The organism is Streptomyces sp. NPDC050988, assembly GCF_044456225.1.
GTDB lineage: Bacteria > Actinomycetota > Actinomycetes > Streptomycetales > Streptomycetaceae > Streptomyces.
On record NZ_JBITFQ010000046.1, the window covers coordinates 39671 to 58324 of the forward strand.

Here is an 18654-nt window from a genome sequence, read left to right on the forward strand (position 1 = left end):
GGCAGACCAGGACGGTGGGGCCGCGCCGCCGCAAGCGGATGGCCGCACTTCAACTCATGGAGCCAACAAGGGAGTTGGCGTGACGGGGGAGTTCGTATGAGTATGACGATGCCGGATGCCGAGCGGCGTCTGGCGGTGCCCTTGCGTCTGGACGTCGAGCGCTGGGCCACCTTCCGGATACGCAAGCGGGTGCTCGCCGTGGTGCACACGGTGACCTCCGCGCGACGCCTGCTGGAAGCGGTCCGGCTGCTGGAGGGCGACCCGAGGGTGCAGGTCGTGTTCACGACGGCCGCGGACGTCTTCAACCACGGCGTGGACGCGTTCCTGGAGGACACCCGGGCGCTGGTCGTGCCCTGGAGCCAGGCCGTGCACACCCGGTTCGACCTCGCGCTGGCCGCGAGCTACGGCGGTCTGCACGAGCTGCACGCCCCGGTGATCGTGCTCCCGCACGGCGCCTCGTACAACAAACGGGTCTCCGCGCCCGGCGACCACCGCGGGCGGGCCGTGGCGGAGCGCGAGGTGTACGGACTGGGCCGGCAGTGGCTGGTCAGGGACGGTGTGGTCGTCCCGTCGGCCATCGTGCTGGCACACGAGGACGACCGGGCACGCCTCGGCCGCGAGTGCCCCGAGGCGCTGCCCGTGGCGGAGGTCGTCGGGGACCCCTGCTACGACCGCGTGGCGGCGAGCCTGCCCTCGCGGGCCCTGTACCGGGAGGCCCTGCGCACCGGGCCCCGTCAGGAACTGGTGCTCGTCTGCTCCACCTGGGGACCCGACTCGCTCCTCGGACAGCAGTGGGACCTGCTGGAACGGCTGGCCGCCGAGCTGCCCCGGGAGGAGTTCCGCATCGTGGTCATGCTGCACTCCAACGTCTGGAACGCGCACAGTGAATGGCACATCCGCAGCGCCTTCGCCCGGCTGAACCGATCCGGCGTCGGGCTGGTCGGCCAGCACGCGGAGTGGTGCGGGGCCGTCGTCGCCGCCGACTACATCGTGAGCGACCACGGTTCCGTCTCGCTCTACGGCGCGATGACCGGCGCCCGGATCCTGACGGCCGGCTCCCCGGACACGGAGCTGGACCCCTCCTCGCCGATGGCCGAACTGCGGTCCCTGGCACCCCGGATCCGCACGGACCGTCCGCTGCGCAGGCAACTGCGGCAGAGCTCCGCCGCGTACCGCACGGAGCTGTACACGCGGATCGCGGCCCGGCTCAGCTCGGAGCCGGGCCGGTTCGCCCGCCGGATGCGCGCGCTGCTGTACCGCCGGCTCCGGCTGCGCCCACCGGCCGCGTCGCCCACCGCGGAGCGGGCACGGCTGCCGGTCGTGGTGCGCTGCGACGAGCCCGGGGCACAGGCTCATGAGTGACTTCGCCGACCCCTCCGCCGACCTCTTCGTCGCCTCCTTCGTCACTGCCTGTGCCGCCTCCTTCGTCGCTTCCTGTGTCGCGTCGTTCGACGAGCGACTGCGGGCGCCCTCGGTCCACGACGTCGAGGTCACGCTGGCCCTGCCGGGTCACGACCGTCCGTTCGTGGACCGGCATCTGCGGGTCGCGCTCCCCGCGCCGGGCCCCTGGCCGCCGCTGGCGGACGTCCTGCTCGCACCGGGCGCGGGAGGCGCGACAGCCGACGTGCCGGCCGCCGGCCACCCGGGCGCCGCGGTGGTCGCGGTCCACGAGGGGACTCGTGTGTGCCGGCTGCGACTCGGGCCGTACGACTCAGGCGCCACCCGCGCTCCGCACACACTGACGCTCACCGCACGCCACGCCGCCCTGCACCCGTGGCCCGTCTGGGCCTCGCTGGCGCACGCCTGGCTGGTCGCCCATGCGGGAACACCTTGGTCAGGGGCTGCCGGGGCCGACGCCCGCCAACCGAGGGCTCGCCAACCGGGGACACCACTCTCAGGACTTCCCCGGCTCTCAAGAACTCCACGGCTCTCAGTAACTCCTCAGCCGCGGTCTCCCGAGCCGGAGCCGGAGGCGCCCTCGCCCTCGTCGACGGAGGCGCCCCCGCCCTCGTCCAGCCTCCGCAGCCGCTCCCGCACGCCGTCGGCCGGTCCCGGCCGGTTCACTCCGACGTAGAGACCGAGCGCTTCCCGGTAGTGCCCCTGGGCGAGTTCGCGCTGTCCGCGCAGTTCGGCGAGCTCGCCCAGGGCATCCAGCGCACGGGCCGTCTCGTAGTGGGCCGCGGCCTCGCGCAGCACGGCCAGCGCACCCAAGAGCCAGCGCTCCGCCTCGTCGGGCCGGCCGTCGCCGAGGCAGATCCTGCCCAGCAGGGTGGCCGCACGCGCCGCGTTGTAGGAGTCGTCGACCGCCAGCAGGGTCGTACGTGCCCCGACGGCGCCCTCGGCCGCCCGGGCGAACCGGCCTCGGGTGAACTCGACGTCGGCCGCGTTGAGCCGGGCGAGCCCGCCGGCCCGGAGGTCCCCGCAGCGGGGCAGCTCCACGGCGGCCCACTCGAACAGCTCGGCCGCCGCGTCCAGTTGGCCGGCGCGCTGATGGGCCAGCCCGCGGTAGTTCGACGTACGCGCGTATCCCAGCTCGTCCCCGGCGGCCGCGAAGAGCCGGGCCGCCTCCTCGAACATCTCCAGGGCGCGGACGGTGTCCCCTCGGCCCAACTCGCCCTGTCCGCCGGAGGTGAGCATCCGGCACTCGGCCGGCCCGTCCCCCAACTCCCTTGCCGCGGCGAGCCCTTCGGCGTGCGAGGTGCGCCAGGCGTCGTAGTGCTTGCGCCGCAGGAAGAAGGGGCCCAGGGCATCGGCGAGCTGCCAGCTGATGTCCCGCTCTCCCGCCGTCCTGGCCCGCCGTATCACCGCCATCAGATTGGGCAGCTCCCGCTCCAGCCAGTCAAGCGCCGCCCTGGTGCCGTCGCCGAAGTCCTCGGTGATCACCGGTCCGGGCCCGTAGGAACGTTCCCGTAAGGGGTGTCCGGGGTCGATGGCCCGCTCGGCCCGTGTCGCGGTGGCCAGGTAGTGGTCGGCGATACGACGGAAGACCGTCGCCCGCTCCGCCGCGGACTCTTCCTCCGCGGCCTTCCCCATGGCGTGCAGCCGTACGAGATCGTGGAAGCGGTAGCGGTCCTCGCCGATGTCGATGAGCAGGTTGGCGTCGTGGAGGAGGTCGAGCAGTTCGCCGGGGTCGACCCACGCGCCATCGGGATCGGCCCTCGCGCCGCCGGAACCGGAGTCTCCGCCGCCGCCGGAACCGACAGACCCCAGCACGGCCGCCGCGACTCCTCCCCCGAACTCCGTCCCCGGGTGCACACCGAGCAGCCGGTAGAGCCGGGCGGCTTCCGCGGGCAGTCCCTGGTAGGAGAGGTCGAGAGCGGCGCGTACGCCGTGGTCGCCGTCGATGGCCAGCGCGTCCAGCCGCCCCCGTTCCGCCGTCAGGGCCCGGACCATCGTGGTGATCCGGCGCAGCGGCCGCGCCGCGAGTCGCGCCCCGGCGACCCGCACGGCCAGCGGCAGCCCGGCGCAGAGCCCGACGAGTGCGCGGGCGTCGTCCGGCTGGGTGGCCACGCGGTCGTCGGCGAGGGTGGCCGCGAGCAGTTCGACCGCCGCTTCGGGGGCGAGCGGTTCCAGATGCACCTGGTAGCCGCCTTCGAGGGCCAGCCCGGACATCCGCCGACGGCTGGTCACCAGCGTGACGTTGGGTCCGCCGGGCAGCAGCGGCCTTACCTGCGCCGCCGTCGCCGCGTCGTCGAGCAGCACCACGATCCGGCGGTCGGCGGTGAGCGAGCGGTACAGCGCGGCCCGGTCGGCGACACCCTCCGGCACCTGCTGCGGCGGCACACCCAGCCCGCGCAGGAAACTGCCCAGCACCTGGGCCGGTTCCACCGGGCCGGTCGGTGCCTGCGCGCAGAGGTCCGCGTACAGCTGGCCTCCCGGGAAGTCCGGGCGCAACCGGTGCAGCCAGGCCAGGGCCAGCGCGGTCTTGCCGACCCCGCCGAGGCCGCTCACGGTGGCGAGGGCGGGGTGGTCCCGCTGTGCGGCGAGGGCCCGGTGGCGTTCGAGGCGCTCCACCTCCGCGGTGCGGTCGGTGAGGCGAACGGCCGGCGGAAGCTGCCACGGCAACTGCTGCTCCGCCGTCTCACCGGTGCGGATGTGGACGTCGCCGTGCACGACGGCGGCCTGGACGCTGGGACCGTGAACGACTCCGCTCAGTTCGTTGTGGCCGCCCCACTCCTGCCCCCGCACGGGCCCCCCTACGACCGACCGGTAAGTACCGTCCTATGGGGAGGAGCCTTTCCACGCACACCTGTCCGCACACACGCTCGAAAACCGGCGCCCGGCGCACCACTGCATCCGGAGCCTGCGCTTCCGCCCTCAGAAGCCGCCGCGCGGAGTGACACAGGGGCGGGGGCTATCACAAAGGGGCGGGGACTACTCGTACACAACGGTCACCGGCGCATGGTCGGACCACCGCTCGCCATGCGTGGCCGCCCGCTCCACGAGCCCCTTGACGGCCCTGGCCGCGAGACCGGGCGTGGCGACCTGGTAGTCGATCCGCCAGCCGGTGTCGTTGTCGAAGGCCCGCCCCCGGTACGACCACCACGAGTACGGCCCCTCCACGTCCGGGTGGAGGGCGCGGACGACGTCCACGTACCCTCCGTCCGTCTCGTCGAAGACGCGGCCGAGCCACTCGCGCTCCTCGGGCAGGAACCCGGAGTTCTTCTGGTTGCCGCGCCAGTTCTTGAGGTCGGCCCGCTGGTGGGCGATGTTCCAGTCACCGCAGACGACGACCTCGCGCCCGTCGGCGGCGGCGCGCTCGCGCAGGTTCTTGAGGTGGGCGAGGAACTCGTCCATAAACCGGATCTTCTCGTCCTGCCGCTCGGTGCCGACCTCGCCGGAGGGCAGGTACAGGCTGGCGACGGTGACGCCGGGCAGGTCGGCCTCGACGTACCGGCCGCCGCCGTCGAACTCGGCGGACCCGAAGCCGACCTGGACGCGGTCGGGCTCGCGGCGCGTATAGAGGGAGACCCCGGCCCGCCCCTTCGCGGCGGCGGGCGCGTGCACGACATGCCACCCCTCGGGCTGCCGTACACCCTCCGGGAGTTGCTGGGGCTCGGCCCGCACCTCCTGAAGGCACAGCACATCGGCGGACGTCTCCGCCAGCCACTCCACGAAGCCCTTCTTGGCGGCGGCCCGGAGCCCGTTCACATTCACAGAGGTCACAGTCAGCACCCGGGCACGATACCGGCACACTGGTACGTGCACAGCGCCCGGCCGAGCCCTTCACGGGGACGGGCGGACGCACCGAACGCACCGAACGCCACCAACCCACCCACCGCATAGAAGTACGATACTTAGCATGAATATACGCCGGGTCGCCTTCGATCACACCGACGCCGTCAAGCTCAACGACGAGGTGCAGGCCGAGTACGCCATGCGCTACGGGGACGAGGGTGACGTCACCCCGCTCGACCCGTCGATGTTCGAGCCGCCGATCGGCCTGTACCTGATGGCGTACGACGCCCAGGGGCGCCCGGTGGCCACGGGCGGCTGGCGCACCCAGGACGAGAACGACGAGGGCTACTCGGACGGCGACGCCGAGCTGAAGCGCATGTTCGTGATCGAGGAGGCACGGGGCAACGGGCTGGCCCGCCGCATCCTGGCGGCCCTGGAGGACGACGCCCGGGCGGCCGGCCGCATCCGCATGGTCCTGGAGACCGGCAACAAGCAGCCCGAGGCCATCGCCCTCTACGCCTCCAGCGGCTACGAGCCGTGCGTCAAGTTCGGCCACTACCGCTTCCACGAGGACAGCCGCTGCTTCGCGAAGCTTCTGTGAGGAGTCCGGTCCGGCGCGGGCGGGGCCACTAGCCTGTCGTGATCATCAGCCCGGTTCACCACGGGCACCGGACCGCCGGACCCGCACCACCGGCATCACGGCACCTCACGACACCTCACGACAGGGGACCCATGACTTCGCGCCGCCGCACGCCCGGACTTCTGCGCGCCGCCGTGCCCGTCACCGCCCTCGCACTCGCGCTCACCGCGTGCTCCGACGGCGGAACCGAGGCGTCCGGCGCGGACGACAAGGGCGGCTCCTCCGCCGAGGCGGGCGTCATCTCCCTCAAGTCGGCGCAGGCCGTCCTGCTCAACTACGCGAAGGTCAACAACGCGGCCAACGCGGCGCAGGCCCCGGACAGGACGGCCGAGGTCGAGGGCGGAGCGCTGCTCCAGCAGAGCCAGGCGACGTTCACTCAGTTCAAGGCCCTCCCGAAGAAGGAGCAGGCGAGTTTCAAAACGCCGTTCCACTACCCGGTCGAGGGCGCCCGCTTCTACATCCCCCGCAAGGGTTCGCCGCAGGTCTTCATGGTCGACACCCGCGTCACCGGCGAGGACATCGAGAAGGACCGCCGCCGCCTGCTGGTCTTCGAGCACGTGAAGGACTACGAGAAGAGCAAGAACAAGGGCGCCGAGTGGAAGGCGGTGTCCGTCGGCGAGGCCGACGGCGGGCTGCCGACCGTGAAGCGCGACGACGACGGCTTCGTCACGGTCCTCAAGGCCTCGGACTCCGTCGGCAGGATCAAGCTGGACGACCTGCGCGACCTGTCCAAGGACTTCTACGTCACGGGCGGCAAGAAGGCGGGCGCGAGCTTCGTGAACACCGCGTCCGTGAAGGCCTGGAAGAAGTCGTACACGAACCGCGCCACCTTCGACGACGGCTGCGTCGACGGCGAGTACGAGCCCGGCTTCACGGCGGCCGAGACGGCGTACGGCCTGAAGACCACCGACGGCGGCGCGCTGGCCCTCTACGACTTCGGCGTCGACTACCAGAACTGGCCGAAGGCCGAGGGCCCCCGCTGCTCCACCCAGCTGGACATCAAGAACCTGCCGACGGTCACGGACATCTACCTGGACGGCAGGACCAGCACGAGCGGCCTCACCCGTACGAACTCCCTGATCACCATGGCCGTGGTCCCGGCATCCGGCACGGACATCCGGGTCACGGGCCACCACCTGCAGATGGTCAACGCGAAGTAGCGGACACGGTCGGGCAGCGGACACGGCCGAGTAGCGGGCACGCCAGATCCCAAGTCGGAGGCAGTGCGGTCGGGGGCAGTGCGGTCGGGGGTCACAGGTCCATGGCGCGGCTGATGATCTCCTTCATGATTTCGGAGGTGCCGCCGTAGATCCGCTGGACGCGGGCGTCGGCGTATCTGCGGCAGATCACGGACTCCCGCAGGTAGCCGTATCCGCCGAACATCTGCAGGCAGTCGTCGACGACCTGGCCCTGCAGTTCGGTGGCGACGAGCTTCGCCTCGGCGGCCTGGTCGGCGGTGCGGGTGCCCCGGTTGTGTGCGAGGACGCAGGCGTCGACGAAGGCCTGGGCGGAGGTGATCCGTGCCCGCATCGCGGCCAGCCGGAAGCGGGTGTCCTGGAACCTCGCCAACGGCCGCCCGAACGCGGTGCGTTGCTTGGTGTGGGCGACCGTTTCCCGCAGCGCCGCCCCCGCGTCGGCGACCGCGCCCATGGCGACGACGAGCCGTTCCAGGGCGAACTGCCTCATCAGCAGGGCGAATCCCTGATCCGGCTCGCCGAGCACGTCGGCAGCCGGGACGTGGACGTCGTCGAAGAACAGCTCGGCGGTGTCCCAGGTCCGCAGCCCGAGCTTGTCGAGCTTGCGGCCCCGGGTGAAGCCGGGGGCATCGGCGGCCACGAGGAACAGGCCGATCGCGTGGTCCTCGCCGGTGCGGGCGGCGACGATGACGAGGTCGGCGTTGACGCCGCTGGAGATGAAGGTCTTGGCCCCGTTGATCAGCCAGCCGTCCCCGCCCGGGGCCGGCACCGCGCGCGTACGGATGGCGGCCACGTCCGAGCCGGTGCCGGGCTCGGTGATCGCGATGGCGACCAGCGACTCGCCGGAGACCGCGCGGGTGAGGTGACGGGCCTTCTGGTCCTCGGTACCGAACGCGGCCAGGTACGGGGCGACGACACCGGAGTGCAGCGGGACCGCGAAACCGGACTCGGCGGCGTTCGCGAGTTCCTCGATCATGATCTGCTCGAACCGCAGGTCGGCCAGGCCCAGTCCGCCGTAGGCGGGATCGGCCCACGGACAGAGCAGGTTCTGCGTGCCCGCGAGCCGCCAGACGTCCTTGCCGACGATCCCCTCGCGCTCCCGGGCGGCCTGCCTCGGCACGGTCACGGCCCGCGCCCGGCCCCCACCCGTACCGTCCCGTCGAGCCGGCCTTCACGGCGGTGCCGGCGGCCGGTTCGGGTATCCGTCCGGCAGGGTCCAACCGACGCCACGTACCAACGTCACGGCATCAACGTCACCTATCGACTCGACGTCATGTATCGACGTCACGTATTGAGCAACAAGGAGAGGAAGGAGAGGTACGGCATGACAGTGGCCGAAGAAGCGGGGCTCGGGCGCGTGGGGATCTGGACCGCGAGCCTGGACGCGCTCGCTCCGGCGGCGACCGGGCAGATCGCGGCCGAACTCGACGCCCAGGGCTGGGGCACGCTGTGGTTCGGCGAAGCCTACGGCCGGGAGGCCTTCACCCAGGCGGGGCTGCTGCTCGCCGCCACCGGGCGCATGCGCGTGGCCACCGGCATCGCCAACATCTGGGCCCGCGACGCGGTCGCGGCCAACGCGGCGTCGCGCACTCTGGCCGCGGCGCACGGCGGGCGGTTCGTCCTCGGGCTCGGGGTCAGCCACCGGCCGCTGGTGGAGCGGGTGCGCGGGGGCAGTTACGCCAAGCCGGTCGCCGCCATGCGCGAGTACCTCACGGCGATGGCGGGAGCGGCCTTCTACGCCGCGGAGGCCGACGAACCACGCCCGCCCGTCCTGGTCGCCGCCCTGGGTCCCCGGATGCTGGAGGTGGCCCGTGAACTCGCGGACGGCAGCCACCCGTACCTGGTGACACCGGAACAGACCGCCGACGTACGGGCGGCTCTGGGTCCGGACAAACTCGTGGCCGTCGAGATGGGCGCCGTGCTCACCTCGGACCGCGAGACCGCGCTGCGCCGGGCCCACGCCCACCTGGACATCTACACCGGTCTGCCGAACTACCGCAACAACTGGCTGAGGGGCGGCTTCGACGAGACCGACCTCGTCCGCGGCGGCTCCGACAGGCTGGCCGAAGCACTCATCGCGTGGGGCGACGAAGCGGCGATCCTCAGGCGCGTGCACGAGCACCTGGCCGCCGGGGCCGACCACGTCTGCGTCCAGGTCCTGATGGAATCCCCCTTCGACGTACCGACGGAACCCTGGCGAGAACTCGCACCCGCACTCGTCGGCGCTTGACCGACGCGACTGGCGGCCCCATGGAGCGGCTACCGCACCGTGCTGCCACCGGGCACGCCAAAGCCCCTGCCGGATCTCCCCGGCAGGGGCTTTGATCTGTGCGTGGACCTGTGGGGATTTGAACCCCAGACCCCCTCGATGCGAACGAGGTGCGCTACCAGACTGCGCCACAGGCCCTTGCAACGAGTGAAACTCTAGCATCCCGGTCAGGGTGCTTGGAAATCCGTTCCCGGGCCCTCACCCGCTGGTCAGGAGCGGGCCCGCGGCGGGACTTCTGAGACATCGTCACTCGTTGGCCGCGCGCGGCCGGTCGCCGTCCTCGTACTGGTCGAAGAGGGGCGTGCGGCCGCGTTCGCGGGCGCGCCTGGCCGAGGCCGCGCGCCGGGCGTCCGCGGCGCCGTCCGACGCGTCGTCCGCGTCGGGCTCGCCGAGTTCCTCCTCCGCCTCGGCCGTCGGACGGTCGGCGTTCGGTTCGACCGTGCTGGACCGGGCCGAGCTCCAGGCGTCGGGTCCGCCCAGGTCGACGTCGGACGTGGCGCGGGGGGCGACCGGGGCGGTCACGTACGTCGGCAGCGGCACCGGGACGGGGTCCCAGCTGTCGCCGCCGGAGGGGCCGCTCCGGCGCTCGCGCTGCTGGTCGACCCACTCGGCGTGGTCGGTCTGCTCGACGAGGGCACGTCGGTCGGCGGCCAGCGCGGACAGACCGGGATCGGTGTCGGCCTCGGGTCCGTCCTCCGGCTCGTCCGCGGCACCCGGGTCGGTGGGCGGCCGCCGCCTGGGCTGGCGCTCCCGCAGCCGCTGCGCCGCGACCTCGGCCCGCCTGCGGTCCATCACGTAGGTGAAGCGCCGCCGCTCCTGGGAGCGCAGATAGGCGATGTAGACGCTCAGCATCACCGCGGGCACCCCGGGCGCCCACAGGAACGCGAGTCCGCCGACGGCCGCGACGATCGCGCCGAGCGTGAAGGCCATGAAGAGCATGACCGTCGTACGCCGTCGGCGCGCGAGCACCTTCGAGCGCCGGGCGCGCGCTGCCGCCTCCGCGGCCGCGGCCCGCCTCGCGGGGGACGACGCGGCGGAGACGGCGGACGCGGACGTTCCGTTCGACGACGGCCTGGCGCCCTGCCGGGGCACCGGCCGGCCGTCCGCCGCACGGCCGGACTTCGGGGCGGGGTGGGCGGTACCGGCCGGGGAGCCGGACGTCGGCACCGTCGCGGACACCTGCCTCGACGCCTGCCGCGCCGCCTGTTCCGATGCGTGTTTCGACGCCTGCTTCGACGCCTGCTTCGGCGTCTGCTTCGAAGCGGGCTGCGCCTGTGCCTGCCCCTCGGACCGCGCTTCGTCCCGTACGTCGTCGACGTCGGCCCGTGCCTCGCGACGCGTCGGAGGCATGGCGAAGGCCCGGACGTCCACCGAGTCGGTGACGCCGTCCGGGTCGGCGTGGTGCTCCCCCTCTTCGGCGGAGCGCGCCCGCAGGTCCTTGGCGTACCGGCGCTCCATGCCCGCCCGGCCGGACAGAAGCCGGATGGCGGTGCTGAAGCGTTCCGTCGGACGGGCCTCATTCAGCTCGTCCTGCCTACGGAGCCACATAGGCACCAAGTAGGCGGCCCAGGCCCCGACAATGACTGCGTAGATGAGGCCGCTGCTGCTCACGCCTCACACGGTAGAGGGGTTTGCGTGAGGCCATCTGCCAATTGAGCCGGTGTGTCGCACGATCTGGCTGATATTTCGAGCTTTTTTTGTGACCGATGCGATCAGCAGGCCGCCGGGAGCGCGAAATTAATGCCCGAGGATGGTCGATCGCCGATCACTTTCGAACACCCATTTCATTTACGCGGTGTTCCGGGGCGTGTCCCGCGGTGAGTTTTCGGACGTGTTCCGCGAGCGTGTCCGGCGCCAGCGGGCCAGCAGTCCTTCGGGCACCTCTTCGGCCGTGAGCGCGAAGACGAGGTGGTCACGCCAGGCGCCGTCGATGTGGAGATAGCGTGGACGAAGGCCTTCGTCGCGGAATCCGAGTTTCTCCACGACCCGCCGGCTCGGTCCGTTCTCGGGCCGAATGCAGACCTCGATGCGGTGCAGACCAACGGTTCGGAAGCAGTGGTCGGAGACAAGCGCCACGGCCGTCGGCATCACTCCGCGACCGGCGACCGCCTCGTCCACCCAGTAGCCGATATGGCCCGAGCACATCGAGCCCCAGGTGATTCCGGCGACCGTCAACTGCCCGACGAGCCGCCCCTGGTACTCGATGACGAACGGCAGCATCCGCCCCGAGTTCGCCTCGGCGCGCAGATGCCGGACCATCTGGCGAAAGGTCGGCCGGTGGGCGATCGGCCCGCTGGGCGTGGGCGGCGGGATGGTCGCCTCCCAGGGGCGCAGCCAGTCCCGGTTGCGGCGGTTCACGTCGCGCCAGGCCCGCTGGTCGCGCAGCTTTATGGGCCGGAGGACCACATCGCCGTCCACCAGCTCGACCGGCCACGATGGGCTGTTCAGCTCGCACCCCCGCTGGGTCTGGGGTGATCGCCGCCGCGGATCTGGTCGACGGCGTGGGTCAGGAGGGGTTCGAGAACGGCGAGGCCGTCCCGCACCCCGCCGGTGGAACCGGGAAGGTTCACGATCAGCGTCCTCTCCGCGACCCCGGCGAGCCCCCGGGAGAGCGCCGCCGTGGGCACCTTCTCTCTCCCGAACGCCCTGATGGCCTCGGGAATGCCCGGCACCTCGTACGTGATCACCTGCCGCGTGGCCTCAGGCGTGCGGTCGGTGGGTGAGATGCCCGTGCCGCCGGTGGTCACGATGACGTCGTACCCGGCCCGGGCGCCCACCCGCAGGGCCTTCTCGACGGGGTCCCCGTCAGGGACCACCCACGGCCCGTCGACCGCGAAGCCGAACTTCTGGAGCCCCTCGGCGATCAGAGGCCCGCCCCTGTCCTCGTAGACACCCGCCGCCGCGCGGTTCGAGGCCGTCACGACGAGGGCGCTGTACGGAGCGGCCAGCGCGTCTCCGATCGGCGGCTCGGCCGGTGCCGCAGGTCCAATGCGTCCCTCGGGTCCCTCGGGTCCCGCCGTCATGCCCGGCTCCAGTCGCCCGACTTGCCGCCCGTCTTCTCCTCCACGCGCACGTCCGTGATGACCGCCCCCTTGTCTACCGCCTTGACCATGTCGATCACGGTGAGAGCCGCGACGCTGACCGCGGTGAGGGCCTCCATCTCGACGCCCGTGCGGTCGGTGGTCTTCACGGTGGCCAGGATCTCGACGGCGTCGTCCGCGACCGACAGATCAAGCTTGACACCCGAGACCGACAACGGATGACAGAGCGGGATCAGATCCGGTGTGCGCTTGGCGCCCATGATGCCCGCGATGCGCGCGGTGGCGAGGGCGTCGCCCTTGGGCACTCCCTCGCCGCGCAGCAGCTCGATCACGCGGGGCGAGACGAGGACGCGACCGCTCGCGCGGGCCGTGCGGGCGGTCACGTCCTTCTCGGACACATCCACCATGCGGGCGGCGCCCGCCTCGTCGATGTGGGTCAGTCGGTCCTGCGTACTCATGATGGCTGGGGCGCTCCCGGTCGGGCCTGTTGTGCGCGACACGGTACCCCCAAGTCGGGGCGTTCAGCCGAGGAGGACCACGTCGACCTCGGTGCCGGGCTCCACGGACTCGTCGGACTCGGGGACGACGATCAGCGCGTTCGCGTGCGCGAGGGCCGCGATCAGGTGGGATCCGGCGCCGCCGACGGGGGTGACCTCCCCGTCCGCGTACCGTCCGCGCAGGAATTGACGGCGGCCGGCGGGCGAGGTGAGCGCCTTGTCCGTACGCAGGGTCGCCCTGGTCATGGTCCGGTGGATGTCGTCGACGCCCATCAGGGTGCGGATCGCGGGGCGCACGAACAGTTCGAAGGACACGTACGACGACACGGGGTTGCCCGGCAGTGCGAGCAGTGGGGTGTGGTCGGGGCCGATGGAGCCGAAGCCCTGGGGCTTGCCGGGCTGCATGGCGAGCTTGCGGAACTCGATGCCGCTGCCCGCCTCGTCCTCGTCGCCGACGGAGGACAGGGCCTCCTTGACGACGTCGTACGCGCCGACGCTGACGCCGCCCGTGGTGACCACGAGGTCGGCGCGGATGAGCTGGTCCTCGATGGTGGCGCGGAGTGTCTCGGCGTCGTCGGCGACCGCGCCCACCCGGTAGGCGATCGCGCCGGCGTCACGGGCGGCGGCGCACAGCGCGAAGCTGTTGGAGTCGTAGATCTGGCCGGTGCCCAACTGCTCGTCGGGCTGGACCAGTTCGCTGCCGGTGGACATGACGACCACGCGCGGGCGCGGGCGCACCCGGACGGTGCCCCGGCCGATCGCGGCGAGCAGGCCGATCTGCGGCGGGCCGAGGACGGTGCCGGCGGCGAGGGCACGCTCGCCGGCTTTCACGTCGCTGCCCTCGGCGCGCACGTGCGCGCGTGCCGGTGCCGAGCGGTGGACGTGGACCTGGCCGGAGGCGCCCTCGGGGGACGCGCTGCGGGCGCGCATCCCGGAGACGGGGCCCTCGCCGAGGCCCCCGTCGGTCCACTCCACGGGGACGACGGCCTCGGCGCCGGGCGGCAGCGGGGCGCCCGTCATGATGCGGGCGGCCTGGCCGGGTCCCACGTGGAGCAGCTCGGACTCGCCCGCCGCGACGTCACCGATAACCGTGAGCACGGCCGGGTACTCCTCGCTCGCGCCCGCGACATCGGCGACCCGGACCGCGTACCCGTCCATCGAGCTGTTGTCGAACGGCGGCAGGGAGACCGGCACCGTGACGTCCTCGACCAGGACGCAGCCCTGGGCGTCGAGGAGCTGCAGCTCGATGGCTTCGAGGGGGCGGACGGTCGCGAGGATGTCCTCCAGGTGCTCGGACACCGACCAGAGGTGGTCCTGGCCGGTGACGCGGGTCGCGGCGCTGCTCAAATTGCTACATCTCCTCGGTGACGTAACTGCGAAGCCAGGTCCGGAAGTCCGGGCCCAGGTCTTCACGTTCGCACGCGAGTCTGACAATGGCACGCAGGTAGTCGCTGCGGTCACCGGTGTCATAGCGGCGGCCCTTGAAGATCACGCCGTGCACCGGGCCGCCGACCTTCTCGTCGGCGGCGAGCTGCTGGAGGGCGTCGGTGAGCTGGATCTCGCCGCCGCGGCCCGGCTCGGTCTTTCGCAGTATGTCGAAGACGGCCGGGTCGAGGACGTACCGGCCGATGATCGCGTAGTTGCTCGGGGCGTCGGCGGCGGCCGGCTTCTCGACCAGGTCGTGGACCTTGACGACGTCACTGTCGTCGGTGGCGTCGACGGCCGCGCAGCCGTAGAGGTGGATCTGCTCGGGGGCGACCTCCATGAGGGCGATCACGCTGCCGCCGTACTGCTCCTGGACGTCGACCATGCGCTTGAGTAGCGGGTCGCGCGGGTCGATCAGGTCGTCGCCGAGGAGTACGGCGAAGGGCTCGTGGCCCACGTGCGGGGCGGCGCAGAGCACGGCGTGGCCGAGGCCCTTGGGGTCGCCCTGGCGGACGTAGTGCATGGTCGCGAGGTCGCTGGACTCCTGCACCTTGGCGAGCCGGTCGGCGTCGCCCTTCTTCTGAAGGGCCGATTCCAGCTCGTAGTTGCGGTCGAAGTGGTCCTCGAGGGGGCGCTTGTTGCGGCCCGTGATCATGAGGACGTCATCGAGGCCCGCGGACGCGGCCTCCTCGACCACGTACTGGATCGCCGGCTTGTCGACGACCGGCAGCATCTCCTTGGGAGTGGCTTTGGTGGCCGGCAGGAACCGGGTTCCGAGGCCTGCTGCGGGGATGACAGCCTTGCTGATCCTGGGGTGTGCCTGAGTCATGCCCGACACCATATCCGGTGCCTTTGTATGGAATCTGTGGCTCCGGTTAATTCGCTCTCATATGAGCGCATTATGAAGGGTACGGAACAAGCCTATGAGCCACCTGGGACCCGAACCCGAGTCTGGCAAGCGAGTGTTGCGGCGAGGGTTCCTCACGGTGAGAAGCCGGTATACGGCCGATGACGTGCGGGAAACCGGGGCCGCACTCGCCGCCCGCGCCCTGGAGCTGCCCGAACTGGCGCACGCGCGCACGGTGGCAGCTTACGTGTCCGTGGGGAGCGAACCGGGCACCCGCGCGCTCCTCGACGCACTCCACGCGCGCGGCGTGCGCGTCCTGCTGCCGGCGCTGCTCGCGGACAACGACCTGGACTGGGGCGCGTACGCCGGAGAGGGTTCGCTCGTCTCCGTACAACACCGGGGAAAGATGGCCCTCCTGGAGCCCGCGGGCGAGCGTCTGGGCCCGGACGCCGTGCTCGCGGCCGACGCGGTGCTGCTGCCGGGCCTGGCCGTGGACGCGCGCGGGATGCGGCTCGGCCGCGGCGGCGGATCGTACGACCGGGTGCTGGCGCGGCTCGACCGCGCGGGCGTGGATCCGGCCCTCGTGGTGCTGCTGTACGACTCCGAAGTGGTCGACCACGTCCCCGAGGAACCGCACGACCGGCCGGTGCACGCGGTGGTGACCCCTTCGGGAGTACGCCGCTTCCGCCGGCCCTCTCCGTAGAGACCGAACCGCCCCCAGGGGCCCGATGCGCGAAACGGCCCTCCACGCGCGCGTGGAGGGCCGTTCTCACGTGGTGCTCAGGGCTTCAGGACCAGCGTGTCCGACGTCTTGGCGTCGACCGCCCGCTCCGTGGAGACCCAGGGCAGCAGCTCGCCGTCGATCCACTTGCCCGTCTGGTCGACGTAGTGGGCGCTGTAGGCGTGCCCGGAGGCACCGGTGAGGTTGATCCACTTCGACTTGTCGAAGTCCTCCAGGTTCACCACCATGCGCATCGACGGCACCCAGACCACGGTGTAGCCGCCCGCGGCGTTCCAGCCGGTGGCGTTCACCGCCGCCTCGCCGCCGCTCATGTTGTACGGGCCGCGGTTGAGCATGTACTTCAGGAATCCGGGACCCTCGATGCCCAGGGTCTGGTTCTTCAGGTAGAGCCGGTGCAGACGGCCCCAGCTCCAGGTGTCGATGCCCTTGCCCAGCTTGGCGGTCAGCTCCCAGCGGGCGTCCGTGAGGGCCCGCTTGAACAGCTCGTCACGGGTGTCGACTGCCGGGTCGGTGCGCGTCGCGGGCGCCGACCACCAGTCGTTGTCCTCGTCGTCGAGGATCTTGCGGACCACCTCGAACCAGCGGTCGCCGCCGTCCGGCTGCGCGCTGTCGGCCTCGCGCTGACCGCACTCGCGGACGCGCCGGTCCTCGTCGGCGGGACCGGTGGAGTCCACCGGCTCGACGTTCAGGCACTGGTCCTCGACCCGCAGCTCCTTGGGCAGCTTGTTGCCGAAGGCGAGCTTGAGGATGTTGCGCCAGGTCGCGTTGAAGTACGCGGCGGCGGCCGAATCGGCGTCCTGGGTGTAGTTCCAGCCCTCCAGGAGCTTCTGCGCCTCACGGACGTTCTTGTCGGCCACGTCGATCTTGAGCAGCTTGGGCACCAGGAGCTTGGCGATCTCGCTGCTGTTGTCGAGCTGCATCTGGCGCATGTCGTCGGTCGAGATCTTGCCGCCGCCCTTGATCTTCGACTCGATGAGGTCGGCGATCCGCTGGCTGCGCGTTCCGTAGCCCCAGTCCGTGGTGAGGGTGTACGGGTACTTGTCCTTGTCGATGACGGCCTGGTTGGCGGTCACGATGTAACCGCGCTTCGGGTTGTACTCGTAGGGCAGTTCGGCCTGCTTGATGTAGCCGGTCCAGCGGTACTTGGAGTCCCAGCCGGGCGCGGGGAGCGAGCCGTCGCCCTCCCCGCGGATCGGGATCCTGCCCGGCAGCTGGTAGCCGATGTTGTCGTCCGTGTCCGCGTAGGTCAGGTTCTGCGAGGGGACGTCGAAGAGGGCGGCCGCCTTGCGGAAGTCCGTCCAGTCGGTGGCCTTGTTCATCGCGAACACGGCGTCCATCGAATTGCCCGGGTCCAGGGCCGTCCAGCGCAGGGAGATGCCGTAGCCGTCGCCGCGGTCGGGTGCCGCGCTGTCGACGGTGGCCTTCTTGCCGACCTTCACGAGCTCGTCGTCGCGGTCGGACAGCAGCGGTCCGTTGTTGGTCTCCCGGACGACGATGGTCTTGGCGTCGCCGCCCGCGACGTTGATCTTCTCCTCGCGGGAGGTGAAGGGCTTCACCTTGTCGTCGTACTCGTAGCCGTTCCCGGTGAGCTTCTCCAGGTACAGGTCGGTGACGTCGGCCCCGGAGTTGGTCATGCCCCAGGCGATGTCCTTGTTGTGGCCGATGACGACACCCGGCATGCCCGCGAAGGTGTACCCGGAGACGTCGTACTGGCACTTCTCGGAGATGCCCGTGCAGTGCAGGCCCATCTGGTACCAGACGGACGGCAGCGAGGGCGACAGGTGCGGGTCGTTGGCGAGCAGCGGCTTGCCGGTGATGGTGTGGGTGCCCTTGACCACCCAGGAGTTCGAGCCGATGCCGTTGCCGTTCACACCGACGGCCTCCGGGACGTCGTCGAGCACCTTGTAGAGGCCCGACAACTGGCTCTGCAGCCCGGAGGGGGCCTCGGCGTTGTTCGCGAGCCCGGTGTCCGCCACGGACTGCGTACCGCCGGTACCGCTGCCGGTGGAGTCGCCCTGCTGGTACTGCCCGGTGGTGCTGTTGTACTGGCCCTCCTGCACGATCGGCTTGTTCCGGTCGTACGGGTACTGCGGGTACAGGTCGGCGATCTGCTGCGGGCCCAGACGGCTGGTCATCAGCGAGCGGTCGATCTCGTCCTGCATGTTGCCGCGCAGGTCCCAAGCCATCGCCTTGAGCCAGGCCACCGAGTCGACCGGGGTCCAGTCCTTCGGCTTGTAGTCGTTGGAGAAACCGAGGGCCGCGTACTCCAGCGAGATGTCCGCGCCGTCCTTGCCCTTGAGGTACGCGTTGACCCCCTTGGCGTAGGCCTGGAGGTACTTCTTCGTCTCCGCGGAGAGCTTGGTCTTGTACTCCTTCTCCGCGACCCGGTCCCAGCCCAGCGTGCGCAGGAACTCGTCCTCGTCGACCTGGCTCTCGCCGAACATCTCGGAGAGCCTGCCCGCCGTCATGTGACGGCGTACGTCCATCTCGTAGAACCGGTCCTGCGCCTGGACGTAGCCCTGCGCCATGAACAGGTCCTCGTCGGTCGAGGCGTAGATCTGCGGGATCCCGTAGCTGTCGCGCTTCACGTTCACAGGGCCCGACAGACCGTCGAGGGAGATGGAACCCTTGGTCTGGGGGAAGGAGGCGCGGACGGTGCTGATGCTCCAGAACGACCCGTAGGCGATGCCGCCGATGATGGCCAGAACCAGGACGATCAGGATCAGACGGGCTCTGCGCCCCTTCTTCCTGCCGGACTTGCCGGGCTTTTGACCGGAAGATGCGGTGGTGTTGGGGGGCATCGCTGTCCTTGCTGTCCT

Annotated in this window: 15 protein-coding genes and 1 tRNA gene; 5 read left to right on the forward strand and 11 right to left on the reverse strand. The window is 71.1% G+C overall.

The annotated features are described in order from the left end of the window. The first annotated feature begins 96 nt into the window (after positions 1 to 96). The gene (locus tag ACIBEI_RS46925; protein WP_398897378.1) at positions 97 to 1362 is read left to right on the forward strand and encodes a hypothetical protein; all 1266 of its coding nucleotides are present in this window, start codon (positions 97 to 99) and stop codon (positions 1360 to 1362) included. A gap of 579 nt (positions 1363 to 1941) precedes the next feature. Here ACIBEI_RS46925 and ACIBEI_RS46930 read toward each other — a convergent pair. Continuing rightward, positions 1942 to 4188: an ATP-binding protein gene (locus ACIBEI_RS46930; protein WP_398897379.1), complete on the reverse strand. Its 2247-nt coding sequence runs from the start codon at positions 4186 to 4188 to the stop codon at positions 1942 to 1944. 186 nt (positions 4189 to 4374) lie between these two features. After that, positions 4375 to 5196, reverse strand: coding sequence for an exodeoxyribonuclease III (locus ACIBEI_RS46935; RefSeq protein WP_398897380.1), 822 nt, complete (start codon positions 5194 to 5196; stop codon positions 4375 to 4377). 106 nt (positions 5197 to 5302) lie between these two features. On the opposite strand from ACIBEI_RS46935, the gene ACIBEI_RS46940 reads away from it, so the two are divergent. Together ACIBEI_RS46940 and ACIBEI_RS46945 are read left to right on the forward strand one after the other, a co-directional pair. After that, on the forward strand, positions 5303 to 5779 hold the full coding sequence (locus ACIBEI_RS46940) for a GNAT family N-acetyltransferase (RefSeq protein ID WP_398897382.1): 477 nt from the start codon (positions 5303 to 5305) through the stop codon (positions 5777 to 5779). 131 nt (positions 5780 to 5910) lie between these two features. After that, complete coding sequence (locus ACIBEI_RS46945; protein WP_398897383.1) at positions 5911 to 6978, forward strand: hypothetical protein; 1068 nt, start codon at positions 5911 to 5913, stop codon at positions 6976 to 6978. A 91-nt stretch (positions 6979 to 7069) separates the two neighbouring features. Here ACIBEI_RS46945 and ACIBEI_RS46950 read toward each other — a convergent pair whose 3' ends face one another. Then, entirely contained in the window at positions 7070 to 8140 is a 1071-nt protein-coding gene (locus ACIBEI_RS46950; protein WP_398897385.1) for an acyl-CoA dehydrogenase family protein, read from the reverse strand. 198 nt (positions 8141 to 8338) lie between these two features. On the opposite strand from ACIBEI_RS46950, the gene ACIBEI_RS46955 reads away from it, so the two are divergent. Beyond that, positions 8339 to 9244 carry a TIGR03620 family F420-dependent LLM class oxidoreductase gene (locus ACIBEI_RS46955; RefSeq protein ID WP_398897386.1) on the forward strand — a complete coding sequence of 302 codons (906 nt, stop codon included), beginning with the start codon at positions 8339 to 8341 and terminating at the stop codon, positions 9242 to 9244. A gap of 103 nt (positions 9245 to 9347) precedes the next feature. Here ACIBEI_RS46955 and ACIBEI_RS46960 read toward each other — a convergent pair. The 7 genes from ACIBEI_RS46960 to galU form a co-directional block, all read right to left on the reverse strand. Next, positions 9348 to 9421, reverse strand: a tRNA-Ala gene (locus tag ACIBEI_RS46960). 108 nt (positions 9422 to 9529) lie between these two features. After that, on the reverse strand, positions 9530 to 10894 hold the full coding sequence (glpR, locus tag ACIBEI_RS46965; protein WP_398897388.1) for a gephyrin-like molybdotransferase receptor GlpR: 1365 nt from the start codon (positions 10892 to 10894) through the stop codon (positions 9530 to 9532). A 177-nt stretch (positions 10895 to 11071) separates the two neighbouring features. Continuing rightward, positions 11072 to 11701: a GNAT family N-acetyltransferase gene (locus ACIBEI_RS46970; protein WP_398897389.1), complete on the reverse strand. Its 630-nt coding sequence runs from the start codon at positions 11699 to 11701 to the stop codon at positions 11072 to 11074. A 26-nt stretch (positions 11702 to 11727) separates the two neighbouring features. After that, positions 11728 to 12306 (reverse strand): molybdenum cofactor biosynthesis protein B, encoded by a 579-nt coding sequence (locus ACIBEI_RS46975; protein ID WP_398897390.1) that lies wholly within the window; start codon positions 12304 to 12306, stop codon positions 11728 to 11730. Further along, positions 12303 to 12782, reverse strand: coding sequence for a cyclic pyranopterin monophosphate synthase MoaC (gene moaC, locus ACIBEI_RS46980; RefSeq protein WP_055615846.1), 480 nt, complete (start codon positions 12780 to 12782; stop codon positions 12303 to 12305). Before moaC ends, ACIBEI_RS46975 begins: the two co-directional genes overlap by 4 nt. 63 nt (positions 12783 to 12845) lie before the next feature. Beyond that, the gene (gene glp / locus ACIBEI_RS46985; RefSeq protein ID WP_398897392.1) at positions 12846 to 14168 is read right to left on the reverse strand and encodes a gephyrin-like molybdotransferase Glp; all 1323 of its coding nucleotides are present in this window, start codon (positions 14166 to 14168) and stop codon (positions 12846 to 12848) included. Positions 14169 to 14172: 4 nt separating this feature from the next. Beyond that, complete coding sequence (gene galU / locus ACIBEI_RS46990) at positions 14173 to 15075, reverse strand: UTP--glucose-1-phosphate uridylyltransferase GalU (protein ID WP_398897393.1); 903 nt, start codon at positions 15073 to 15075, stop codon at positions 14173 to 14175. Between the two features lie 94 nt (positions 15076 to 15169). Here galU and ACIBEI_RS46995 point away from each other — a divergent pair, with 94 nt between their 5' ends. Continuing rightward, entirely contained in the window at positions 15170 to 15796 is a 627-nt protein-coding gene (locus ACIBEI_RS46995) for a 5-formyltetrahydrofolate cyclo-ligase (RefSeq protein WP_398897395.1), read from the forward strand. A gap of 77 nt (positions 15797 to 15873) precedes the next feature. Here the strand turns inward: ACIBEI_RS46995 and ACIBEI_RS47000 are convergent, their stop codons facing one another. Next, positions 15874 to 18636, reverse strand: coding sequence for a penicillin acylase family protein (locus tag ACIBEI_RS47000; RefSeq protein ID WP_398897396.1), 2763 nt, complete (start codon positions 18634 to 18636; stop codon positions 15874 to 15876). Positions 18637 to 18654: the final 18 nt, after the last annotated feature.

Excerpts from the sequence above, each read along its gene's own strand:
- ACIBEI_RS46925 (WP_398897378.1), top strand. The coding sequence starts at position 97 with ATGAGTATGACGATGCCGGATGCCGAGCGGCGTCTGGCGGTGCCCTTG.
- ACIBEI_RS46940 (WP_398897382.1), top strand. The coding sequence starts at position 5,303 with ATGAATATACGCCGGGTCGCCTTCGATCACACCGACGCCGTCAAGCTC.
- ACIBEI_RS46945 (WP_398897383.1), top strand. The coding sequence starts at position 5,911 with ATGACTTCGCGCCGCCGCACGCCCGGACTTCTGCGCGCCGCCGTGCCC.
- ACIBEI_RS46955 (WP_398897386.1), top strand. The coding sequence starts at position 8,339 with ATGACAGTGGCCGAAGAAGCGGGGCTCGGGCGCGTGGGGATCTGGACC.
- ACIBEI_RS46975 (WP_398897390.1), bottom strand. The coding sequence starts at position 12,306 with ATGACGGCGGGACCCGAGGGACCCGAGGGACGCATTGGACCTGCGGCA.
- moaC (WP_055615846.1), bottom strand. The coding sequence starts at position 12,782 with ATGAGTACGCAGGACCGACTGACCCACATCGACGAGGCGGGCGCCGCC.
- galU (WP_398897393.1), bottom strand. The coding sequence starts at position 15,075 with ATGACTCAGGCACACCCCAGGATCAGCAAGGCTGTCATCCCCGCAGCA.
- ACIBEI_RS46995 (WP_398897395.1), top strand. The coding sequence starts at position 15,170 with ATGAGCCACCTGGGACCCGAACCCGAGTCTGGCAAGCGAGTGTTGCGG.
- ACIBEI_RS47000 (WP_398897396.1), bottom strand. The coding sequence starts at position 18,636 with ATGCCCCCCAACACCACCGCATCTTCCGGTCAAAAGCCCGGCAAGTCC.